At 45.8% G+C, this 19,605-nt stretch carries 18 protein-coding genes; all 18 read left to right on the top strand.

Features of this window, described 5'->3' with window-relative positions; translation table 11 throughout:
• The first annotated feature begins 40 nt into the window (after positions 1–40).
• The 18 genes from C1T21_RS07890 to C1T21_RS07810 all read left to right on the top strand — a co-directional run bounded on the left by C1T21_RS07890 (position 41) and on the right by C1T21_RS07810 (position 19,429).
• Entirely contained in the window at positions 41–1,078 is a 1,038-nt protein-coding gene (locus C1T21_RS07890) for an aspartate-semialdehyde dehydrogenase (RefSeq protein ID WP_013309939.1), read from the top strand.
• Positions 1,079–1,101: 23 nt separating this feature from the next.
• Positions 1,102–2,319, top strand: coding sequence for an aspartate kinase (gene dapG, locus C1T21_RS07885; RefSeq protein WP_013309940.1), 1,218 nt, complete (start codon positions 1,102–1,104; stop codon positions 2,317–2,319).
• A gap of 39 nt (positions 2,320–2,358) precedes the next feature.
• Positions 2,359–3,240 (top strand): 4-hydroxy-tetrahydrodipicolinate synthase, encoded by an 882-nt coding sequence (dapA, locus tag C1T21_RS07880; protein WP_103047851.1) that lies wholly within the window; start codon positions 2,359–2,361, stop codon positions 3,238–3,240.
• Between the two features lie 350 nt (positions 3,241–3,590).
• Positions 3,591–5,270 (top strand): ribonuclease J, encoded by a 1,680-nt coding sequence (locus C1T21_RS07875; protein WP_013309942.1) that lies wholly within the window; start codon positions 3,591–3,593, stop codon positions 5,268–5,270.
• Positions 5,271–5,499: 229 nt separating this feature from the next.
• Positions 5,500–6,336: a ClpP family protease gene (locus C1T21_RS07870; protein ID WP_103047850.1), complete on the top strand. Its 837-nt coding sequence runs from the start codon at positions 5,500–5,502 to the stop codon at positions 6,334–6,336.
• On the top strand, positions 6,333–6,545 hold the full coding sequence (locus tag C1T21_RS07865; RefSeq protein ID WP_061829428.1) for a YlzJ-like family protein: 213 nt from the start codon (positions 6,333–6,335) through the stop codon (positions 6,543–6,545). Before C1T21_RS07870 ends, C1T21_RS07865 begins: the two co-directional genes overlap by 4 nt.
• A gap of 103 nt (positions 6,546–6,648) precedes the next feature.
• Positions 6,649–9,327, top strand: coding sequence for an FtsK/SpoIIIE family DNA translocase (locus C1T21_RS07860; RefSeq protein ID WP_103047849.1), 2,679 nt, complete (start codon positions 6,649–6,651; stop codon positions 9,325–9,327).
• A gap of 225 nt (positions 9,328–9,552) precedes the next feature.
• Positions 9,553–10,404: a spore cortex-lytic enzyme gene (gene sleB, locus C1T21_RS07855; protein ID WP_103047848.1), complete on the top strand. Its 852-nt coding sequence runs from the start codon at positions 9,553–9,555 to the stop codon at positions 10,402–10,404.
• A 160-nt stretch (positions 10,405–10,564) separates the two neighbouring features.
• Complete coding sequence (yfmF, locus tag C1T21_RS07850) at positions 10,565–11,845, top strand: EF-P 5-aminopentanol modification-associated protein YfmF (RefSeq protein WP_103047847.1); 1,281 nt, start codon at positions 10,565–10,567, stop codon at positions 11,843–11,845.
• 2 nt (positions 11,846–11,847) lie between these two features.
• Positions 11,848–13,128, top strand: coding sequence for an EF-P 5-aminopentanol modification-associated protein YfmH (gene yfmH / locus C1T21_RS07845; RefSeq protein WP_103047846.1), 1,281 nt, complete (start codon positions 11,848–11,850; stop codon positions 13,126–13,128).
• 20 nt (positions 13,129–13,148) lie between these two features.
• Complete coding sequence (ymfI, locus tag C1T21_RS07840; RefSeq protein WP_023988234.1) at positions 13,149–13,916, top strand: elongation factor P 5-aminopentanone reductase; 768 nt, start codon at positions 13,149–13,151, stop codon at positions 13,914–13,916.
• Positions 13,917–14,018: 102 nt separating this feature from the next.
• On the top strand, positions 14,019–14,273 hold the full coding sequence (locus C1T21_RS07835) for a DUF3243 domain-containing protein (RefSeq protein WP_013309950.1): 255 nt from the start codon (positions 14,019–14,021) through the stop codon (positions 14,271–14,273).
• A gap of 227 nt (positions 14,274–14,500) precedes the next feature.
• On the top strand, positions 14,501–15,274 hold the full coding sequence (locus tag C1T21_RS07830; protein WP_250244779.1) for a DUF3388 domain-containing protein: 774 nt from the start codon (positions 14,501–14,503) through the stop codon (positions 15,272–15,274).
• Positions 15,275–15,304: 30 nt separating this feature from the next.
• Positions 15,305–16,381, top strand: a complete 1,077-nt coding sequence (locus tag C1T21_RS07825) for a RodZ domain-containing protein (protein ID WP_103047845.1) — start codon at positions 15,305–15,307, stop codon at positions 16,379–16,381.
• Between the two features lie 84 nt (positions 16,382–16,465).
• Positions 16,466–16,630 (top strand): hypothetical protein, encoded by a 165-nt coding sequence (locus tag C1T21_RS27285; RefSeq protein ID WP_023988236.1) that lies wholly within the window; start codon positions 16,466–16,468, stop codon positions 16,628–16,630.
• Between the two features lie 145 nt (positions 16,631–16,775).
• Positions 16,776–17,267 (top strand): YajQ family cyclic di-GMP-binding protein, encoded by a 492-nt coding sequence (locus tag C1T21_RS07820; protein WP_013309953.1) that lies wholly within the window; start codon positions 16,776–16,778, stop codon positions 17,265–17,267.
• Positions 17,268–17,477: 210 nt separating this feature from the next.
• Positions 17,478–18,065, top strand: a complete 588-nt coding sequence (pgsA, locus tag C1T21_RS07815) for a CDP-diacylglycerol--glycerol-3-phosphate 3-phosphatidyltransferase (protein WP_103047844.1) — start codon at positions 17,478–17,480, stop codon at positions 18,063–18,065.
• A gap of 95 nt (positions 18,066–18,160) precedes the next feature.
• Positions 18,161–19,429: a competence/damage-inducible protein A gene (locus C1T21_RS07810; RefSeq protein WP_103047843.1), complete on the top strand. Its 1,269-nt coding sequence runs from the start codon at positions 18,161–18,163 to the stop codon at positions 19,427–19,429.
• The last annotated feature ends 176 nt before the right edge of the window (positions 19,430–19,605 follow it).

The raw sequence follows: 19,605 nt of genomic DNA, 5'->3' as shown, positions 1-19,605 counted from the left end.
TAAAAAATGGTTTTTTAGTCGAGAAGGGGAGATACACCAGATGAGCAATAGAAAGTTTAATGTAGCTGTCGTTGGAGCGACAGGCGCTGTAGGAGAACAGATCGTAAATCTGCTGGAAAAACGGGATTTTCCTGTGGACAAAATCAAATTTCTTTCTTCGCCTCGTTCTGCCGGCACGTTAATTAGCTTTAAAGGTCAGCAAATTCCAGTAGAGATTGCTACCCCCGACAGCTTTGAAGGAATCGACATTGCTTTGTTTAGTGCAGGTGGAGACGTGAGTAAGGAATTGGCGCCGCATGCTGTTCGTCATGGGGCAGTTTGCATTGACAACACCAACGCATTCCGAATGGATCCGACAGCTCCTCTAGTAGTGCCTGAGGTGAACAGCGACAAAATTGCCGAGCATCAAGGAATTATTGCGAACCCGAACTGCTCCACCATTCAGATGGTAGCTGCTTTGAAACCATTATATGATCAGTATGGCATTTCTCGTATCATAGTATCCACATACCAGGCCGTTTCCGGAGCTGGAAGCCGGGCTATTGATGAATTGAATCGTCAAAGCGCAGCAATTCTGAACGGTGATGAAGTTCAGCCTGATCTGTTGCCAGTAGGCTCGTTGCCAGTAAAGCATCAGATTGCTTTCAATGCTATCCCGCAAATCGATAAATTCCAGGACAATGGTTATACACTGGAAGAAATGAAAATGGTACGTGAAACGAAAAAAATACTGGGTGACGAATCTGTGGACGTAACAGCAACGTGTGTGCGTATTCCTGTTGTATACGGTCACTCGGAATCTGTGTATGTAGAACTTAAAAAAGATTATGATTTAGAAGAAATCCGCAATCTGCTGGCTTCGGCACCGGGAGTAACGCTAGTGGACGATCCTGCTGCTCAGCTTTATCCACTGGCATCTGAAGCTGCAGGAAAACCTGACGTATTTGTGGGTCGTGTGCGCCGTGATTTGGGCAATAGCCGTGGATTGAATTTGTGGGTCGTATCCGACAATCTGCTCAAAGGAGCAGCATGGAACGCGGTGCAAATCGCGGAAATTATTGCTGCAAACGCGGAGTAACGTTCCGATATGGGGGAAGAATAATGGGTATTTTGGTGCAAAAATTTGGGGGAACCTCGCTGTCCACACCTGAAGCACGTCAACTTGTGCTGGCACATGTGAAGCGGGAGCTGGAACAAAATCTTCAATTGGTTGTTGTTGTGTCGGCCATGGGGAGAAAAGGAGAGCCTTATGCCACCGACACGCTGCTGGATTGGGCGGCGTCTAACGGCGACAGTCTTCCGAAGCGCGAACGGGATTTACTGCTGTGCTGTGGTGAAATCATTTCTGCTGCTACATTATGCAGCCTGATGGAGAAGGAAGGTATTCCTGCTACGGTGCTAACTGGGGCACAGGCGGGCTTTATTACGGATGATCAATACGGCAATGCTCGTATTTTGGATATAAAGCCAGACCGTGTTGTTGAAGAGTTGAACCAAGGCAGAGTTGTCATAGTGACAGGTTTTCAGGGACAAACAGCAGACGGTGATATGACTACCTTGGGTCGGGGAGGCAGCGATACGTCAGCTACTGCTCTGGGTGCTGCTCTACATGCGGATATGGTTGATATTTATACGGATGTGAATGGTATATTGACTGCCGATCCGCGCATTGTGGAAAACGCAAAGCCACTTACACATGTTAGCTATACGGAGATTTGTAATATGGCTCATCAGGGAGCAAAGGTTATCCATCCTCGTGCTGTTGAAATCGCCATGCAGGCTAATATCCCGGTCCGTGTTCGCTCTACCTTCTCCGAAGGAGAAGGTACGTTAGTTACCCACCCGGAAGGCTTTAAAGACGTGCAGGCAGACATCGTAGACCGTTTCGTGACCGGTATTGCGTATGTCGGCAATGTCACTCAGATTAATGTTGAATTAAAGCCGGGTTTGGAGCACTTGCAATTACAAGTATTCAAATCTATGGCTGAACATGGAATTAGCGTTGACTTTATTAACGTAACGCCATCGGGGGCAGTTTATACTGTGTTCGATCATGATGGAAGCAAAGCGGTTGAAGTATTGAACGGTTTGGGTCTAGAACCTAAGATACTGGCCGGGTGTGCTAAAGTTTCTGTCATAGGCGGTGGTATCAACGGGGTACCAGGCATTATGGCGACGATTGTGGAGGCATTGGCAGAATCAGACGTACAGATCCTTCAATCCGCAGATTCCAACACGACGATCTGGGTACTTGTTAAAAAAGAAGATATGGTGCAGGCTGTACGCGCATTGCATAATAAATTTGAACTCCATCAATAGGCGCATTGTCCGTGCTCGGACTTGCAAAAAGGAGGCAGCATGGTGAACTTCGGCAGATTGATTACCGCAATGGTGACACCTTTTGATCAGCAAGGAGAGATTGACTGGACTGCATTGTCCTCGTTGATTGATTACTTAATAGAAGAACAGCACTCAGAGTCACTTGTTGTATCTGGAACAACAGGGGAGTCTCCTACCCTGAGCGATGATGAAAAAATCAAGTTGTTTGCATTTGTTGTAGAAAAAGCAGCTGGACGATGTAAAATTATTGCCGGGACTGGAAGCAACAATACGCGTCACTCCGTTCATCTAACCCGTGCCGCGGAGCAGGCAGGAGCAGATGGTGTTCTACTGGTAGTGCCATATTATAATAAACCGAATCAGGAAGGGATGTATCAACACTTCGAAAGTATTGCAAACTCCACATCCCTTCCAGCTATACTGTATAATGTTCCAAGCCGTACTGGAGCGAGTCTAACAGCTGAAACAACGCTGCGTCTTGCACAAATTCCGAATATTGTGGGAACTAAAGAATGTGCATCACTTGCGCAGGTCACACAGATTGCAGCGGCAGCGCCAGAAGGTTTTCTGGTTTATTCCGGGGATGATGCTTCTGGGTTGCCTGCTATGGCTGTAGGTGCTTATGGTATTATCAGCGTAGCGAGTCATGTGGTAGGTGCTGAAATGAAGCAGATGATCGATTCACTTGTAGGAGGACACTCGCAGGAGGCAGCCAAGTTGCATCAGCAGTTGTTCCCGATTTTCAAGGGTTTGTTTGGCTGTCCTCATCCTCTGCCTAATCCGGTGGCAGTAAAATATGCATTGGAATTACGGGGGATTAAGGTAGGTTCGGTTCGGTTGCCACTCATTCCTCCAACTGAGGATGAAGCGGAATTTATTAAGAAATTATTTACCCGCTAAAGAGAAATAGGAATGTAAGCTGTTAATTAATACTAAGGAGTATCCTTGTTAAGGGCAGTCGGTAGGTACAAAACCGATAGGGTTTATTGTCTGACAAGGTTCTCCAGCGTGAAGGGCGTTCTTATAGGACGTCCTTTTTGCTGTGCTTTTAACCATGCATGTAGATAAAATGACAGATACTAATGGTTTCAGACGGCAATGGGAAACCTAGCGTAACGAACAGGATGACTTGTTTTTTCTTATTTTAATCATGTATAATGGGGTCAAGTGACTGGGTGCGGTATTTTTTTGAAAATTAAATAAACAAATCAAGGTACGACGTCCAACTACCATAGGAGGTTTAGATTCATTTGTCTAAAAAAACAAACAACGATAAATTGATGATTTTCGCTTTGGGCGGCGTCGGTGAAATCGGGAAAAATATGTATGTCGTTCAATACGGCAATGACATTGTCGTGGTGGATTCCGGTCTGAAATTCCCGGAAGAGGACATGCTGGGCATTGATATCGTTATTCCTGATATTTCCTACCTTACAGAGAACCGCGACAAAGTAAGAGGCATTGTGCTGACCCATGGTCACGAGGACCATATCGGCGGTTTGCCTTACGTGTTGAAACATTTGAATGTACCAGTATATGGTACCAAATTGACGCTGGGATTGGTGGAAAATAAGCTGAAGGAAGCGAATCTGCTTGGTGAAACCAAACGTATTTTGATCAATGCTGATTCCGAAATCAAGTTGGGTTCCACATTAAAAGCAACTTTCTTCAGAACCAACCATAGTATTCCGGATTCTGTAGGTGTATGTATTGATACTCCTGAAGGCGCTGTTGTTCATACAGGTGACTTCAAATTTGACCATACTCCGGTGAACGGACAATATGCAGATTTGCAGCGTATGGCTGAAATTGGCACACGTGGCGTACTGGCGCTTTTGTCAGACAGTACAAATGCCGAGAAACCGGGCTTTACACCTTCGGAAAAGAGCGTTGGTATTGTCCTGGAAGACATTTTCCGCAAGTCGAGACAGCGTGTGGTCGTAGCCACTTTTGCTTCTAACGTACATCGTATTCAGCAGGTAATTAATGCTGCTGAAGCAACGGGACGTAAAGTAACAGTTATTGGTCGAAGCATGGTTAATGTCGTAGGTATTGCTTCGGACTTGGGATATTTGGAAATTCCAGATGGAATGCTGATTGAGCCTGAAGAAGTTGGCAAAATGTCAGCGGATCGTGTAGTTATTCTCTGCACAGGCAGTCAGGGTGAACCGATGTCCGCTTTGACAAGAATGGCTCGTTCCACACATCGAAAGGTTGACATTCTTCCAGGGGATTCAGTTATCATTGCAGCTACTCCGGTACCGGGTAATGAAAAATACGTTGGACGCACAATTGATGAACTGTTCCGTCTGGGTGCCAATGTATATTACAGCGCAGCTAATCCAGGTATCCACGTTTCTGGACACGGAAGCCAGGAAGAACTCAAGCTGATGCTGAATCTGATGAAACCAAAGTTCTTCTTGCCAATTCATGGTGAGTTCAGAATGCAACGTCGTCACGCTCTTCTTGCTGAAGGCGTAGGTATTGAGCCTGAAAATATCTTCATCACGGATATCGGTGAAGTCATTGAAATTCAAAATGGTGGAGCACGCAGAGCTGGTAAAGTTACAGCAGGTAACGTACTGATCGATGGACTAGGCGTAGGGGATGTAGGTAATATCGTATTGCGTGACCGCAAATTGCTGTCACAGGACGGTATTTTGGTGGTTGTTGTTACACTGAGCAAGCAAGACGGAACGATTAAATCGGGACCAGATATCATTTCCCGCGGTTTCGTATATGTCCGTGAATCGGAAGGTTTGCTGGATGAAGCAAATCGTATTGTCTCAAGTACACTGCATAAGCTCATGAGTGAAAATGTAAATGAATGGGCTTCCCTCAAGACAAATGTCAAGGATGCACTGGGTCGCTTCTTGTATGAGCAAACTCGTCGCAGACCGATGATCCTGCCAATTATAATGGAAGTGTGATTCAATTGAAATTTGTTCAAAAACCTGAATTAAAAACTTAAGTCACAGGCACACAGTCGCCTCTCTTCCCGCAGGAAATATTGGACGGTTTCCGCGGGAGGAGAGGCTTTTTTGATTTTTCAGGGCGAGGAAAGGCATGGTGGTGGGTATAAAATATTCCATTTCCATCCCATACTATAGGGTGAATACGTGTCATATAGATGCGTAAAGCGAAAGGAAGATCACTCATATGGAACAATACAGCAATCTATCATCTGGCAGCGAGGAAACGGAAGCGCCAGATCAACCAGAAATTGGGCAAAGACCCGCTTTACCTGCTATGGAGGCTTTGCAGCAGCTGGGTCAAACCTCCATGCCTGGAAGCGAGTCCAATATTTTTTGCATGACGATTATCGGTCAGATTGAAGGGCATCTCATTTTACCGCCTCAAAACAAAACGACAAAATATGAGCACATTATTCCCCAGTTGGTAGCGGCAGAACAAAATCCTCGTATCGAAGGATTAATGATTTTGCTGAATACAGTTGGTGGTGATGTTGAGGCAGGACTGGCTATTGCTGAAATGATCGCATCGATGAGTAAACCAACGGTGACCATTGTCATAGGTGGGGGGCATAGCATCGGTGTGCCTATTGCTGTGTCTTCCACTTATTCCTACATTGCGGAGAGTGCGACGATGACCATTCATCCCATTCGTATGAACGGTCTGGTCATTGGAGTACCACAAACTTTTGAATACATGGAAAAAATGCAGGAACGTGTTGTACGCTTCGTCGTTTCTCATTCTCGTATTACAGAAGAGCAGTTTAAGGAACTGATGTTTAAAACCGGTGAGTTAAACCGCGATATTGGTACAGCGGTTGGGGGAGCCGATGCAGTGAAGTATGGATTGATGGACGCGGTTGGAGGCATTGGAGAGGCTTTAAAACAGCTGAACACCATTATTGAAACGCGGCGTCAGCAAAACGGGATCGCTGGGATTCAACAGCAGGCTCCGTATGCTCCTTTTTCTCCTAGTGCCACAGGAACTTCTACAGAGACACTGTCAGGGGAGCTACCACAATGACACTATATACTGTAATGCCAATGGAAATGGTATGGCAAGGGATGTGGAAAGAGGCTGAGGAGTTTGCAGAGGTACGGGTAGACGGTCTACTTATGCAAGTACAGCCGCTTGAAAGTCGTCGGGGGATCATTGTACGGTTGTTGGACTGTCCACTGGAAGCCTACCTGAATCCGCGTTATGGACCAGGTCAAGTCATCGAGTGGTCGTAGAAGGTGTCGAATAGTTTAGAAATAGGTCATTTACTGTTGAAAAAGAACATATGTGCGGATACCGGGTGACGTGGTATAATATTCTTCTGGGGGGTGACCTTGTATGTCCAGAAGAAGAAAAAGAAAAAAGAAAGCCGCATTTGGCGGAGTTCTAAAATTTGAAATTTACGGCATTGTGCTGATTACATTAGCGGTCATTGCGTTGTCGGGTGAAGCGGCAGTTGGTCGGTCGCTATCCAAGATGTTTGGGCTCGTACTGGGGAAATTCTATTTTGTTATCCCTCTCATTGGCATTTATTATGGTCTGATGGTGATGATTCACCGCAAGTGGCCGAACCAGTGGAACTCGCGTAAAACGGGTTTGCTCCTGTTGGTATTTGCCTTTACACTTATGAGTTCTATTTCATCTATGGAGCAGCGTTTGGGGCCGATCAACGCGCTTCAGCCGGGCGGAGTGATGACCCAGATACATATAGATATGCGTGAGCAGTTGCTATCGCCTGACCAGCAGGGTCATACCTCAATGCTGAACAAGGATATCAGCGGGGGCTACGTAGGCGCATTGCAGCTTACTGTTCTGTTGTGGCTGTTTGGTCTCACGGGAGCTAAACTGATCATGATTGTTATGTTCGTCATTTGTTTCATGCTGATGACCCAACTGTCCTATGTGGATTTGGTGCGGATTGTAAAGACCAAGCTGCTGACAGCCGGGGGAAGCGTGCGCAAAAAATGGACTGGTAAAGCTACTCCGCTTTCGGCATCTAGCAAAGGTAGTGGAAATAGAAAAATCAAGTCGGAGCCCATTCCTGCCTATGAGGAAGACATGGATGATGACTTTGACGAAATGCAGCCTCCTGCACGCAAACAGCCGATTTTCTTTCAGTTGTTTGGTCTCAAAAATTCAGATAGAGCGGACAAGGAGGAGCATTCCGTCGATACGGATGAGGATGATCATGATCTTCCATATGAAGCTGAGAACGCGCAGGCCCAGTGGAGAAACGGCAACCAGAGTGAAGAGATGTCTGACGTAGTCGAACACGCTGAGCAGGAAGCTGCAACTCCGGTAAAAAGGTCGCCGATTATTAGGGATTTCTTCGAACAAGTAAAGCATGAGGAAAGAAGACCGGAAGCTGAATTTGGAGAGTCCCTGACAGGGGCAGAGCAGACAACTTCCATTATTGACGAATCCCTGGAGGATGACTTTGTGGATGCCACTGCGAATACGGATATGGATGATTCGACAACGATCCAGGGGACATTAGAAGGTGCTCAGGGACAAGCTCAGACGATTGCAACTGGGGTGGCAGGCGAAGAGGCTGAAGGTACCCATACAGCTATTCCGGCTCCGCCGCCGCCTAAACCGTACAAGCTCCCCTCGTTTCGTTTGCTTGCTAAACCACAAAACGCAGGCAAAGGTATGGGACAAAAGGATTACATGCAAACGGCACGCAAGCTGGAGGCAACGCTGGAAAGCTTCGGTGTGCGGGCGAAGGTGCTGGAGGTTGTCCGTGGCCCTGCCGTAACGCGTTATGAAATTCAGCCGGACATTGGAGTGAAGGTCAGCCGCATTGTGAGTCTGACGGATGATATTGCGCTTGCGCTTGCTGCCAAAGATATCCGTATGGAGGCTCCGATTCCTGGCAAATCTGCTATCGGAATTGAGGTTCCGAATAATGAAGTTTCCATTGTAACGATGCGTGAGGTAATGGAGACAACTGTTTTCCAGGAGTCAGCTTCCAATTTATCCATTGCATTCGGACGTGATATCGCAGGACAGACGATTGTTGGTAATTTGGCCAAGATGCCCCATCTGCTTGTAGCTGGGGCAACAGGTTCGGGTAAATCAGTGTGTATCAATGGGATCATTACGAGTATTTTGTACAAAGCAAAGCCGGATGAGGTCAAATTTTTGATGGTCGATCCTAAAATGGTGGAGTTGAACGTGTACAACGGAATCCCGCATTTGTTGGCTCCGGTCGTGACTGATCCAAAGCGTGCCTCACTTGCATTGAAGAAAATTGTAGTTGAAATGGAAAAAAGATATGAGTTATTTTCCAAATCAGGAACCCGTAATATTGAGGGCTATAATAATCTGATGAAAGATAATCCGGATGCATTTCTGCCTTACATTGTCGTTATTGTGGACGAGTTGGCAGATTTAATGATGGTAGCTGCGGGAGATGTGGAGGATGCGATTGCACGACTTGCCCAAATGGCGCGTGCAGCAGGTATCCACCTTATCATTGCAACGCAAAGACCTTCGGTTGACGTAATTACTGGGGTGATTAAAGCCAATATTCCTTCACGTATTGCCTTTGGCGTTTCCTCGCAGGTAGACTCACGTACCATATTGGACATGGGCGGAGCCGAGAAGCTACTCGGACGTGGTGATATGCTGTTCATGCCGATGGGAGCTTCCAAACCAGTCCGCGTTCAGGGAGCGTTCATGAGCGATCAAGAAGTCGAAAATATTGTTAGCTATGTACGTGAACAGGGTGAAGCGCAGTATGATGAAACGCTAGTGCCGGAGGTGGAAGAGGTATCGGCTGATGCAGATGAAATGCTGGATGAGCTGTACGATCAGGCTGTCAACATCATTTTAGAGGCTAAACAAGCTTCCGTTTCGCTCCTTCAGCGCCGCATGCGGATCGGTTATACACGTGCTGCTCGACTGATTGACTCCATGGAAGCTCGCGGAGTCATCGGCCCTTACGAGGGTAGCAAGCCCCGTGAGGTCCTTATCTCAATGGAGCAATATCAGCAAAATAAAGTTAGTTCCTAAGCATGATCTCTATCCAGTACTACATTAAAACGCTGTTTGTTCGCATGGTGGTTGTTCTAATATGACAACTCCAAGTGAACAAACAGCGTTTTTTTGTGATGTTTTTTGAGGTGTGGCGACTACCTGCTGAAAGAAGATTAAAAGGGTGAATAGCTTTAAGCGGAGCTTGTCATAATAAACGTAGCCATCCTGTTAATCCCACAAAAGAAAGGTAGAGCGCAGCATATGAAAAAGACAATGGTCTGGATTTGCACTGGTATCCTCGCAGCCTCGGCTATTACGTACACAGGACTTTTTAAAAGTGACTCTGCACAACAGCAAGCAGAGCCGCTGAGCACACAGCAGAAAGTACAAGCGGCGCAACCTTCCCAGCCGACATTTAGCTCGGGAGCGGTTGATTTTGGATCTTACGGTCAGGATGTATATGAGTTGCAATCACGTTTGAAGTTGCTGGGCTTTTTTGGCGGGAAAGTGGACAGCCATTTTGGCAGCAGTACACTAAAAGCTGTCAAGGGTTTTCAAAAGGAATTTGGCATCCGTCCCGATGGAGTGGTCGGAGCAAAGACGAAATTAAAGCTGGTGAATGCTACTCCTAACTGGAAGCCTACGGAAACTCCTATGCATCGTAACAATCAAGGTTCCGCTCAGGGACAGACAGCGGACAATAACGATAAAGCAGATCAAAATGATGAAACGATGGGATCGGCCAACACCATGGGACTATCTGAAAATGATCTTAAAATTATGGCCAACGCGGTTTACGGTGAATCCCGCGGCGAGCCATTTGAAGGACAAGTTGCCGTCGCGGCTGTTATTTTGAACAGGGTTAAGTCACCCAGCTTTCCCAATTCACCATCTGGAGTGATCTTTCAACCAGGAGCTTTCACAGCTGTAGCAGACGGCCAAATCTGGCTCACACCGAATGAAACTGCACAAAAGGCGGTACGCCAAGCCCTGAACGGCTGGGACCCAAGCGGGGGATGTCTTTATTATTTTAACCCCAAAACAGCCACCTCCAAATGGATTTGGTCCCGTCCGCAGGTGAAAACCATCGGGGAGCATATTTTCTGCATGTAAAATGCCGAAGCAGCCGGGAGCTTGTCTCCGGTTGCTTCTTGGCTTTTGCATGGTTAGAATAAAGATTGGTACACTTTACCTCTTTACAGGAGGATGATTTACAGCAGCTAATGCTAATCAAAGGCTAGACGCAAATTGACGTCACAAAGGAGTTTTGGACTTGAACAAAACAGGTTTCGAGCGTGGCACACGCAGACAACTGAGGATTCATGTACTGCCGACCAAGCGCTTTAAGACGTTTGCTATATCATTGTATGTAGGTACTCCGCTACGGGAGGACACCGTAACCCGAGTGGGGCTGGTACCTTTCGTTCTGCGACGGGGGACAGAATCGTATCCGCAGACTACACAATTCAGAGAACAGTTAGAGCAATTGTATGGCGCGGGTTTCGGATTCGATGTATACAAACGTGGAGATTATCAGATCGTGCAATTTCGCATGGATACGATTAATGACAGCTTTGTAAATAGTCCAGATAGTTTACTGGATCGTTCGTTTTCTTTTCTCGGAGAAGTGCTAACGAAGCCTGCATTGGAAAATGGTGCATTTCAAACGGGATACGTCCAGCAGGAACGAGAAAATGTGCGTAAGAAGCTGGAATCTATAGTTAACGATAAAATACGTTATGCTGGTGAGCGCTGTATGGAGGAAATGTGCAAAGATGAGCCTTATCGTCTGCACCCTCTGGGTCAACGATCTGATCTGGACAGTATAGATGCACAGAGCTTGTATAAGGCTTATGGAGAATGGCTGAATCATGCCAGCATGGATTTATACGTTGTGGGAGATACGACGCTAGAAGAAGTTGAGAAGTTTGTTGATCGCTATTTTCAATTGAACCGTTCAGCGGAAGCAGGGTATGTTCCAGAACAGCCCAAGTCAGTAGAGCGTGATGTTCAAACCGTTGTAGAGCGTCTTGATGTGAACCAGGGCAAGCTCAACATGGGGTTGCGCACCCCTATTACGTATGGAGACGATCGCTATGCTTCCGCTCTGATGTACAACGGCATTCTAGGCGGGTATCCGCATTCAAAGCTGTTCGTTAATGTAAGGGAAAAGGAAAGTTTGGCGTATTACGCTTCATCGCGGTATGACGGGCATAAAGGGATTGGTACGATTCAATCTGGTATTGAAATTCCTAATTATGAAAAAGCGGTTACTATTATCCGCAAGCAACTGGAAGATACGCAAAACGGAGCGATTACTGAGCTGGAAATGACCCAAACGCAGGCGATGATTCGCAACTTGCTGAAGGAGATGCAAGATTCCGCTTTTGAAATGATCGCCTATGATTTTAACAGACAGCTTTCCGGTAAAGAGCGGACAGTAGATGAGCTGCTGAGTCAGGTGGAGGCAGTCAAGGTGCAGGATGTTCAGGATGCCGCCCGGACGTTCCGACTGGACACTATTTATTTCTTGAGAGACCAGAAGGGGGAATAGCGGTGGAGCATATACCTTATGAGCATTTGCAGGAAACGCTGTACTATGAAGTAATGGATAACGGTTTACACGTTTATGTGTTGCCCAAACCGGGTTTTCAGAAGACATACGCCACATTTGCAACTAAATACGGCTCAGTTGATAATCATTTCCGCGTAGAAGGTCGACAGCCCGTAAAGGTGCCGGATGGCATAGCCCATTTTTTGGAGCATAAAATGTTTGAAGAGCCTGAAGGCGATATTTTTGCTACCTTTTCCTCTAATGGGGCATCGGCGAACGCATTTACGAGCTTTGATCAAACAGTATATCTGTTTTCGGCAACAGAGCGTATTCAAGAAAATTTGACCACGCTGGTCAATTTTGTGCAGCATCCTTACTTTACAGATGAAAATGTAGAGAAGGAAAAAGGCATTATCGGCCAGGAAATCAATATGTATGAAGATAACCCCGATTGGCGGAGTTACTTTGGTCTGATCGAGGCGTTGTACAAGGTCCATCCGGTGCATATTGATATCGCAGGTACTATTCAATCCATCAGTACGATTACAAAGGAAACACTGTACAGTTGCTATGAAGCTTTCTACCACCCAAGCAATATGATTCTTTTTGTAGTGGGCGGAGTGGATCCAGCTGAAGTAATAGAGCTGGTACGTAACAATCAGGCCAAAAAAGACTATAAGCCGCAGGGAGAGATTGAGCGGATTTTCGACGTTGAACCCACTACAGTTGCAGAACCACGTCGTGAGGTGAAGCTGGCCGTTTCTCTGCCAAAGCTACTGTTTGGATTCAAGGAGGCGGAAGTAGGCCTAACGGGTGAAGAATTACTTCGTCATGATCTGGAAACCAAGCTGATGCTTGATCTCCTGTTTGGTTCCAGTACACAACTATATCAAAAGCTTTACGATGAGGATCTGATTTCGGACAGTTTTGGTCATGAGTACAATAGTACGCAGCAATATGCATTCTCTGCAATCGGCGGGGATACCAAAGACCCGGATCGGCTGTTGGCGAGAATACGTGAAGAGGTGGAGTCCATTCAGAAGCAGGGCTTTGCAGCAGAACATTTTGAGCGGGCACGCAAAAAGAAAATCGGTGGTTATCTGCGTACACTTAATTCACCAGAAAATATTGCACATGAATTTACAAGACATCGCTTCCGGGGCAGTGATTTTTTCCAACTGCTTCCTATTTATGAGAGTATCACGCTTGAGGATGTAAATCGCCGTCTAAAAGACCATATCCAGTGGGATCAACTTGCAATATCACTAGTGGTGAGTCCGTAATGTCCAGGGAGAGGGAAATGATGACCACCGAGGGCGGAGAATTAAAAGCGATTGGCGATACTACCGTGCTGATTACAGGAGCGAGTGGCGGAATTGGTGCTGCTATTGCTGAGCGTTTTGCAGCTGTAGGGATGAATGTTGTCATTCACTACATGAAGTCCCATGAAAAAGCAAATGAAGTTGCCCGTCGTTGCATGGCTTATTCAGGCAAGGTAATGACCGTGTCAGCGGATCTGCGGAGCAAGGAGCAGATCGAACGCATGCGGGAAAAGCTGGATAATCACGGGATGAAGCCGGATATTCTTGTGAACAACGCCGGATTATCTCATTATGGGCTGTTGACAGATGTTTCGGAAGAGGAATGGGACGAAGTGATGGCCGTCAACGTTAAGGGAACCTTTCTGTGCACGCAGGTTTTTATGCCACATATGATTTCCCAACGCTATGGCCGCATTGTGAATGTTTCCTCCGTGTGGGGGATATGTGGCGCATCGTGCGAGGTGTTGTATTCCACCACCAAGGGAGGCATTAACGCTTTCACTAAAGCGCTGGCTCAAGAGGTAGCACCTTCCGGGGTGACAGTGAATGCTGTAGCTCCAGGTGCAGTGGATACGTCGATGCTGGATCATTTGGATGAAGGCGAAATTACCAGTTTGGAAGAAGAAATTCCTGCCGGACGATTGGCTCGACCTGATGAAATATCGTCCCTGGTTTATTTTCTTGCGCTTCCTGAGTCAGGTTATATTAATGGCCAGGTCATAAGTCCTAATGGAGGATGGGTGACTTAAGGGAAATAGCGCTTGGAGGAATCCACCAGTATAGTAAGCGTCTGAGAAGAGCATATTATAACTGTTGATTTTAAATCTGAATCATCTAAGGAGGATTTAAGTATGTCAACAGTTGTTCAGAATTTTGATGTTTGGAAAAAGTTCCTTGGTCAGCGTGTAGAGCAAGCGGAGAAGCTGGGGATCAGCCAAGATACCATTTCAGAGCTTGCTTATGAAATCGGTGATTTTCTGGATGAGAAGGTCGACCCAGCCAACCACTCCAACCGCGCACTGAAAGAACTGTGGGGAGTTGCCGATGAGGACGAGCGTCACACCATCGCCCGGCTAATGGTTAAATTGGCCAAGAGCAACGCATAAGTAGGAACCAACATGAAAAGCTCCCTTTTGGGGGCTTTTCTGTAATGGTTACAGAGCTGTTCTTGTAATTCCATTGTAATTTATATATCATAAACGTGATTGAGGCTTACAACACAATGTAGCCTATCGAATTTCAATAATTGGTTTTGTCGAAAGATGTTATTTTATGATACAATAATGCTTTGACTTGGAGTTGTTGACGGTTTGAATGTGAATGAGGTGCTAACGTGACGGAAGAAACGAAACAGTGGTACATGGAGTACAAGATACATAAAAATCGACCCGGACTGCTGGGAGACATTGCTTCCATGCTTGGTATTCTGGGGGTTAATATACTGACAATCAACGGTGTTGAAGGCGAAAGACGGGGGATGTTGCTTGAAACGGACGATGACGAGAAGATACGCATTCTCGGAGACACGTTAAAAAAAGCGAGCAACATTACAGTCACGGCCTTACGTGCTCCGAGACTGGTTGATATATTGGCAGTAAGACACGGCCGTTACATCGATCGGGATTCAGATGATCGTAAAACATTTCGCTTTACACGCGACGAGCTTGGGTTGCTGGTCGATTTTTTGGGTGAAGTATTAAAGAGGGACGGCAATCAAGTGATCGGTCTTCGCGGGATGCCACGTGTGGGCAAAACGGAATCCATTATTGCCAGTAGTGTATGCGCAATGAAGCGTTGGACTTTTGTGTCTTCAACGTTACTACGACAGACGGTGCGCAGTCAGCTCTCTGAAGAAGAAATGAACCCAAACAATGTGTTTATTATTGATGGTATTGTGAGTACAATTCGATCAAATGAAAGACATTATCACCTGCTTCAGGAAATCATGAGCATGCCAAGTACTAAAGTGATCGAGCATCCTGATGTATTTGTACGTGAATCGGGATACAGCTTTGACGATTTCAATATCATTATTGAACTTCGCAATAATCCGGCTGAGGAAATTGTTTATGATACCTTTACAGCCAGTTATACAGAAGATCTTTAAATAAGCGTAATTACACAAGGAGATGATGACATGTCAGAACTGGGTCAGCAATTAAAGGAGGCCCGGCTGCAAAAAGGATTGAGCCTTGACGATGTTCAGGAAATGACGAAGATACGCAAACGTTATCTGGAAGCCATTGAGACGGGCGATTACAAAGTGCTGCCGGGAAGCTTTTATGTCAGAGCTTTTATTAAAACATACGCCGAAACGGTCGGGTTGAATCCCGATGAGCTTCTGGAAGGACATCAAAGCAATGTGCCTGAACCTGAACCGGAAGCAGTCATGGAGCCTGTTACACAGAAACGCTCCAGCCGTCCTGCCACGATTGGTAATCTTAAATGGTTGCCTACAGCGTTAATGTGGCTTTTTCTAGTTCTCATTGTTGGGGTTATTTATGCTTATTGGGTGAGTAACAACCATTCAACTCCAAAAACAGTAGAAAACACCACGCCGATTACAACACCAAATACAACACCAAGCACAACACCAAGCACGTCTACTCCTGATACCACTACGACACAGCCGAACAATGGACAAACGACGGCTCCAAATGGTGCTGGTGGGCAGACTCCTAATGCGGGGCAAACCGGCCAAACTCAGCCAGATGGTACGGGGAATACGGATGCTACTACGCCAGATACTGGACAGCAGCCGGATACGACCACACCACAACAAGGTGTAACTGTGGCACAGGACGGCAAGCAAGGCAAGACGACGATTTTCAAAGTTTCCAGTGCAACGGGAGCCACAGCCAAGGTTGATATTAAAGCTACGGGTGAAAGCTGGCTTGAAGTGTACAAGGGACAAAATTCCCGTGGAGAAAAGCTGAGCTACGGTATGACTAAAAGTGGAGATGCCATGTCTTTCGATATTGGACCAGAAGGTTTATATATCAAATCAGGACGGTCTTCTGCCACAGATATCTCCGTAGCAGGTCAACCGATAACCGATAATAAATCGACTACTCGTGTACTGATACAGCAAGGAGAAGCCTCTTCGACTGGAACGAGTGCAGGGGTGACGGGCTCACCTGGAGACTCTACGACTGGTAGCAGTACGGATTCAGCACAAAGTGGTACAGATTCTACAACTACTGATGGTGAATAAACGCCTGGGTGCGAGGAAATACTAATGACTGTAATTCCTGGAAAGGCAGTCATTTCATTTTCCGCAAAGTGAGGTGTATACGTTATGACCGTCAGCTGGATTGTGACTGGGCTCGGTATAATTGTCAGTTTACTGGGCTATTATCTGACACCGAATGCATGGGGCTATGGCATACTGGGCTTTGGTCTTGCTCACATTGTGCTTGGACTTTTGGATATGTTCCGAACTCCAACACGAAGCCATAATTAGATATTTTGACCGTAAATTGAAATAAAGGCGTTTTTGTCAGGAAAACTGGCAAGAACGCCTTTTTAGTCAACGGATTATTGGATTTTTGTAAATGACTAGCCTATAATTAGATATTGAACTTTGTTGTGGAAAGGAAAGTGAAACGATGGCTTCAGAAAATTCATTTGATATCGTCTCCAAAATGGATATGCAGGAGTTAACAAATGCGGTTCATCAGACGGAGCGTGAAATTGAAACACGATTTGATTTCAAGGATAGCAAAAGTAGCCTCAAGCTTGAGAAAGAAGCTCTTACGATTGCATCGGAAGACGAGTACAAGCTAAATGCGGTGATTGATATTTTGCAATCTAAAATGGCCAAACGAGGTCTGTCCCTTAAAAATGTGGAGTATGGCAAATTGGAACCCGCTTCTCTAGGTTCAGTGCGTCAGCGCCTTTCGCTTAAGCAGGGAATTGATCAGGATAATGCCAAGAAAATTAACATTCTTATTCGGGACTCCAAGCTAAAAGTCAAAAGTCAGATTCAAGGTGATCAAATCCGAGTGACTGGAAAAAACAGGGATGATTTACAGGCGATCATTCAATTGCTACGTAAAGCTGATTTGCCATTGGAGCTTCAATTTACAAACATGAAATAAAGCCGTTTTCCCTCATATATTTTGCAGGAAAAAACGTTGCTTGATGTGCGGCAGGTTATTTTGACATGCGTTTTGCGCCATATTATACTTGTAACGAAAATGCAGACAATTCAGGTGTATAGCGCTCGTCGAAAGCGATTTACATAGGATTGAATTTAATCCGAAAACTGCCATTTGTAATCAAGTACGATAATCAGGGGAGAGTGTGTTGTGAATTTACCCAACAGAATTACAATAACGCGGATTTGCCTTATCCCGGTGATGATGCTGGCTTTGCTGGTGGACTTTAATTTTTATCCGCCGCCGATTGAGATCGGAGCTTTCAAGCTGCCGTATAATCAGCTGATTGCGGCTATCATTTTCCTTGTAGCAGCCAGCACGGATGGTCTTGACGGATATTTGGCACGTAAAAATAATATGGTCACCAATTTGGGCAAGCTGTTGGACCCCCTTGCTGATAAGCTTTTGGTAACCGCTATTTTGGTTTCCTTGGTAGAAATGGGGAAAATTGATTCATGGATTGTCGTTGTGATTGTTAGCCGTGAATTTGCGGTTACGGGGCTGCGTCAGATTGCCTTACTGGATGGGTCTGTGGTTGCTGCAAGCAATTGGGGCAAATTAAAGACGATCATCCAGATCGTTGCTATTGTAGCGCTGCTCATTAATAATTTCCCGTTTGTTTTTCTTGGTATACCGTTTGATTTAATAGCGATATGGGCAGCAGTGTTGATCACCATTTATTCGGGTATTGATTATTTCGTGAAAAATATCCATTTGCTGAGCTCCTCCAAAGTTTAACAGGATAAATTTTATGGAAACAGCAATAGGGACTAAACTTATTGCTGTTTCTTTATATAATTCCCATAATATTTGCAGTACAGGAGGAAGAATTGATGAAAGCTGAAATAATTGCAGTAGGAACAGAGTTATTGCTCGGACAAATAGTGAATACAAATGCTCAATATTTGTCACAAGAGCTGGCTACAATTGGAATCGATGTATATTTTCAGACTGTGGTTGGCGATAACATAGATCGGCTTCAGGAGGCGATAAGAATTGCTCAGAAGCGTGCGGATATTATTTTGTTTTCCGGCGGTCTGGGGCCGACTCAGGATGATTTGACGAAAGAGGCGATAGCGACTGTATTGGGGCGGAAATTGCACATAGATCGTCTTGCAATGGACAAGCTAGATCAATTTTTCCGTAACCGTGGGGTAGAAATGACCGAGAATAACCGCCGGCAGGCGCTTTCTATTGAAGGTGCTACTCCGCTTGAAAATGAGACAGGGCTAGCTGTGGGCGACGCGATTGCACAGGACGGTAAATTTTATGTAGTTTTGCCTGGACCGCCTAAGGAACTCAAACCTATGTTTGCAAACCAGGCGAAACCTTGGTTGCTTCAGCAGGCATTGAGCGGTGAGGAAATGCCAATTTATTCGAAAATGCTAAAATTTGCAGGGATCGGTGAGTCAGCTCTTGAAACCCATTTGTTAGATCTAATCCAATCCCAGACAGATCCCACGATTGCCCCTTATGCCAAGGAAGGGGAAGTCACGATCCGCATATCCACCAAGGCGGCAAGCGAAAGTGAAGCATTAATTAAGCTGACAGCTACGGAAGTAGAAATTCAGCAGCGTCTTTCGGAGTATATGTATGCAAGCGAGGATGTTGCGCTGGAGAAGGTTATCGTAGATCTAATGGCCAAACGCGAACTCACTGTGAGTGCGGCAGAAAGCTGTACAGGTGGAATGCTGATGGAACACATCACTTCTATACCTGGCAGTGCTGTTATGTTTCAAGGTGGCATCGTGTGCTACTCCAATGAAATGAAGATGAAATTACTCAACGTGCCTTATGATTATTTGGAAGGGGATCATGCGCCAGGTGCAGTGAGTAAGGAAGTAGCCCTTGTGCTTGCGGAGCAGGCGAGAATGATCATGGACAGCGATTTTGGACTTTCAGTTACTGGTGTAGCTGGGCCTGGATATTCCGAACGGAAGCCAGTCGGTCTGGTGTATATTGGCATTGCTGAACGCGACAAGGAAACGGAAGTACATGAGCTGAGACTGAGTGGCAACCGCGAAACAATCCGACTGCGATCAGTCAAAGCAATCCTGTACAGATTGTGGCGCAGGCTGGTAGAGAACGAGAAACTCTCTTAAACATCTATGTACAGTGTGGGTCGTAGAGTTGTTTTTAGATAGATATTCATGATATAATCATCTTATCGGAAGAACCGTTGCAAAGCCTTTTGCCAGCGGTTCTTTTTTTGTTTTAAGAGACAGGTGTAAATATAGAAGAGAGCTGTGTGAATAAAAAAAACGAATGTATGTTCGAA

Source organism: Paenibacillus sp. F4 (assembly GCF_002894905.1).
Lineage (GTDB): Bacteria > Bacillota > Bacilli > Paenibacillales > Paenibacillaceae > Paenibacillus > Paenibacillus polymyxa_B.
The sequence above is the reverse complement of the archived record's forward strand: the minus strand, read 5'-3'. Positions and strand labels throughout refer to the sequence as shown.

Coding starts and splice junctions, on each gene's coding strand:
- C1T21_RS07870 (WP_103047850.1), top strand. CDS start 5,500: ATGGAACAATACAGCAATCTATCATCTGGCAGCGAGGAAACGGAAGCG.
- C1T21_RS07820 (WP_013309953.1), top strand. CDS start 16,776: ATGGCTTCAGAAAATTCATTTGATATCGTCTCCAAAATGGATATGCAG.
- C1T21_RS07835 (WP_013309950.1), top strand. CDS start 14,019: ATGTCAACAGTTGTTCAGAATTTTGATGTTTGGAAAAAGTTCCTTGGT.
- ymfI (WP_023988234.1), top strand. CDS start 13,149: ATGACCACCGAGGGCGGAGAATTAAAAGCGATTGGCGATACTACCGTG.
- C1T21_RS07865 (WP_061829428.1), top strand. CDS start 6,333: ATGACACTATATACTGTAATGCCAATGGAAATGGTATGGCAAGGGATG.
- C1T21_RS07890 (WP_013309939.1), top strand. CDS start 41: ATGAGCAATAGAAAGTTTAATGTAGCTGTCGTTGGAGCGACAGGCGCT.
- C1T21_RS07860 (WP_103047849.1), top strand. CDS start 6,649: ATGTCCAGAAGAAGAAAAAGAAAAAAGAAAGCCGCATTTGGCGGAGTT.
- C1T21_RS07825 (WP_103047845.1), top strand. CDS start 15,305: ATGTCAGAACTGGGTCAGCAATTAAAGGAGGCCCGGCTGCAAAAAGGA.
- dapA (WP_103047851.1), top strand. CDS start 2,359: ATGGTGAACTTCGGCAGATTGATTACCGCAATGGTGACACCTTTTGAT.
- C1T21_RS27285 (WP_023988236.1), top strand. CDS start 16,466: ATGACCGTCAGCTGGATTGTGACTGGGCTCGGTATAATTGTCAGTTTA.
- C1T21_RS07810 (WP_103047843.1), top strand. CDS start 18,161: ATGAAAGCTGAAATAATTGCAGTAGGAACAGAGTTATTGCTCGGACAA.
- dapG (WP_013309940.1), top strand. CDS start 1,102: ATGGGTATTTTGGTGCAAAAATTTGGGGGAACCTCGCTGTCCACACCT.
- sleB (WP_103047848.1), top strand. CDS start 9,553: ATGAAAAAGACAATGGTCTGGATTTGCACTGGTATCCTCGCAGCCTCG.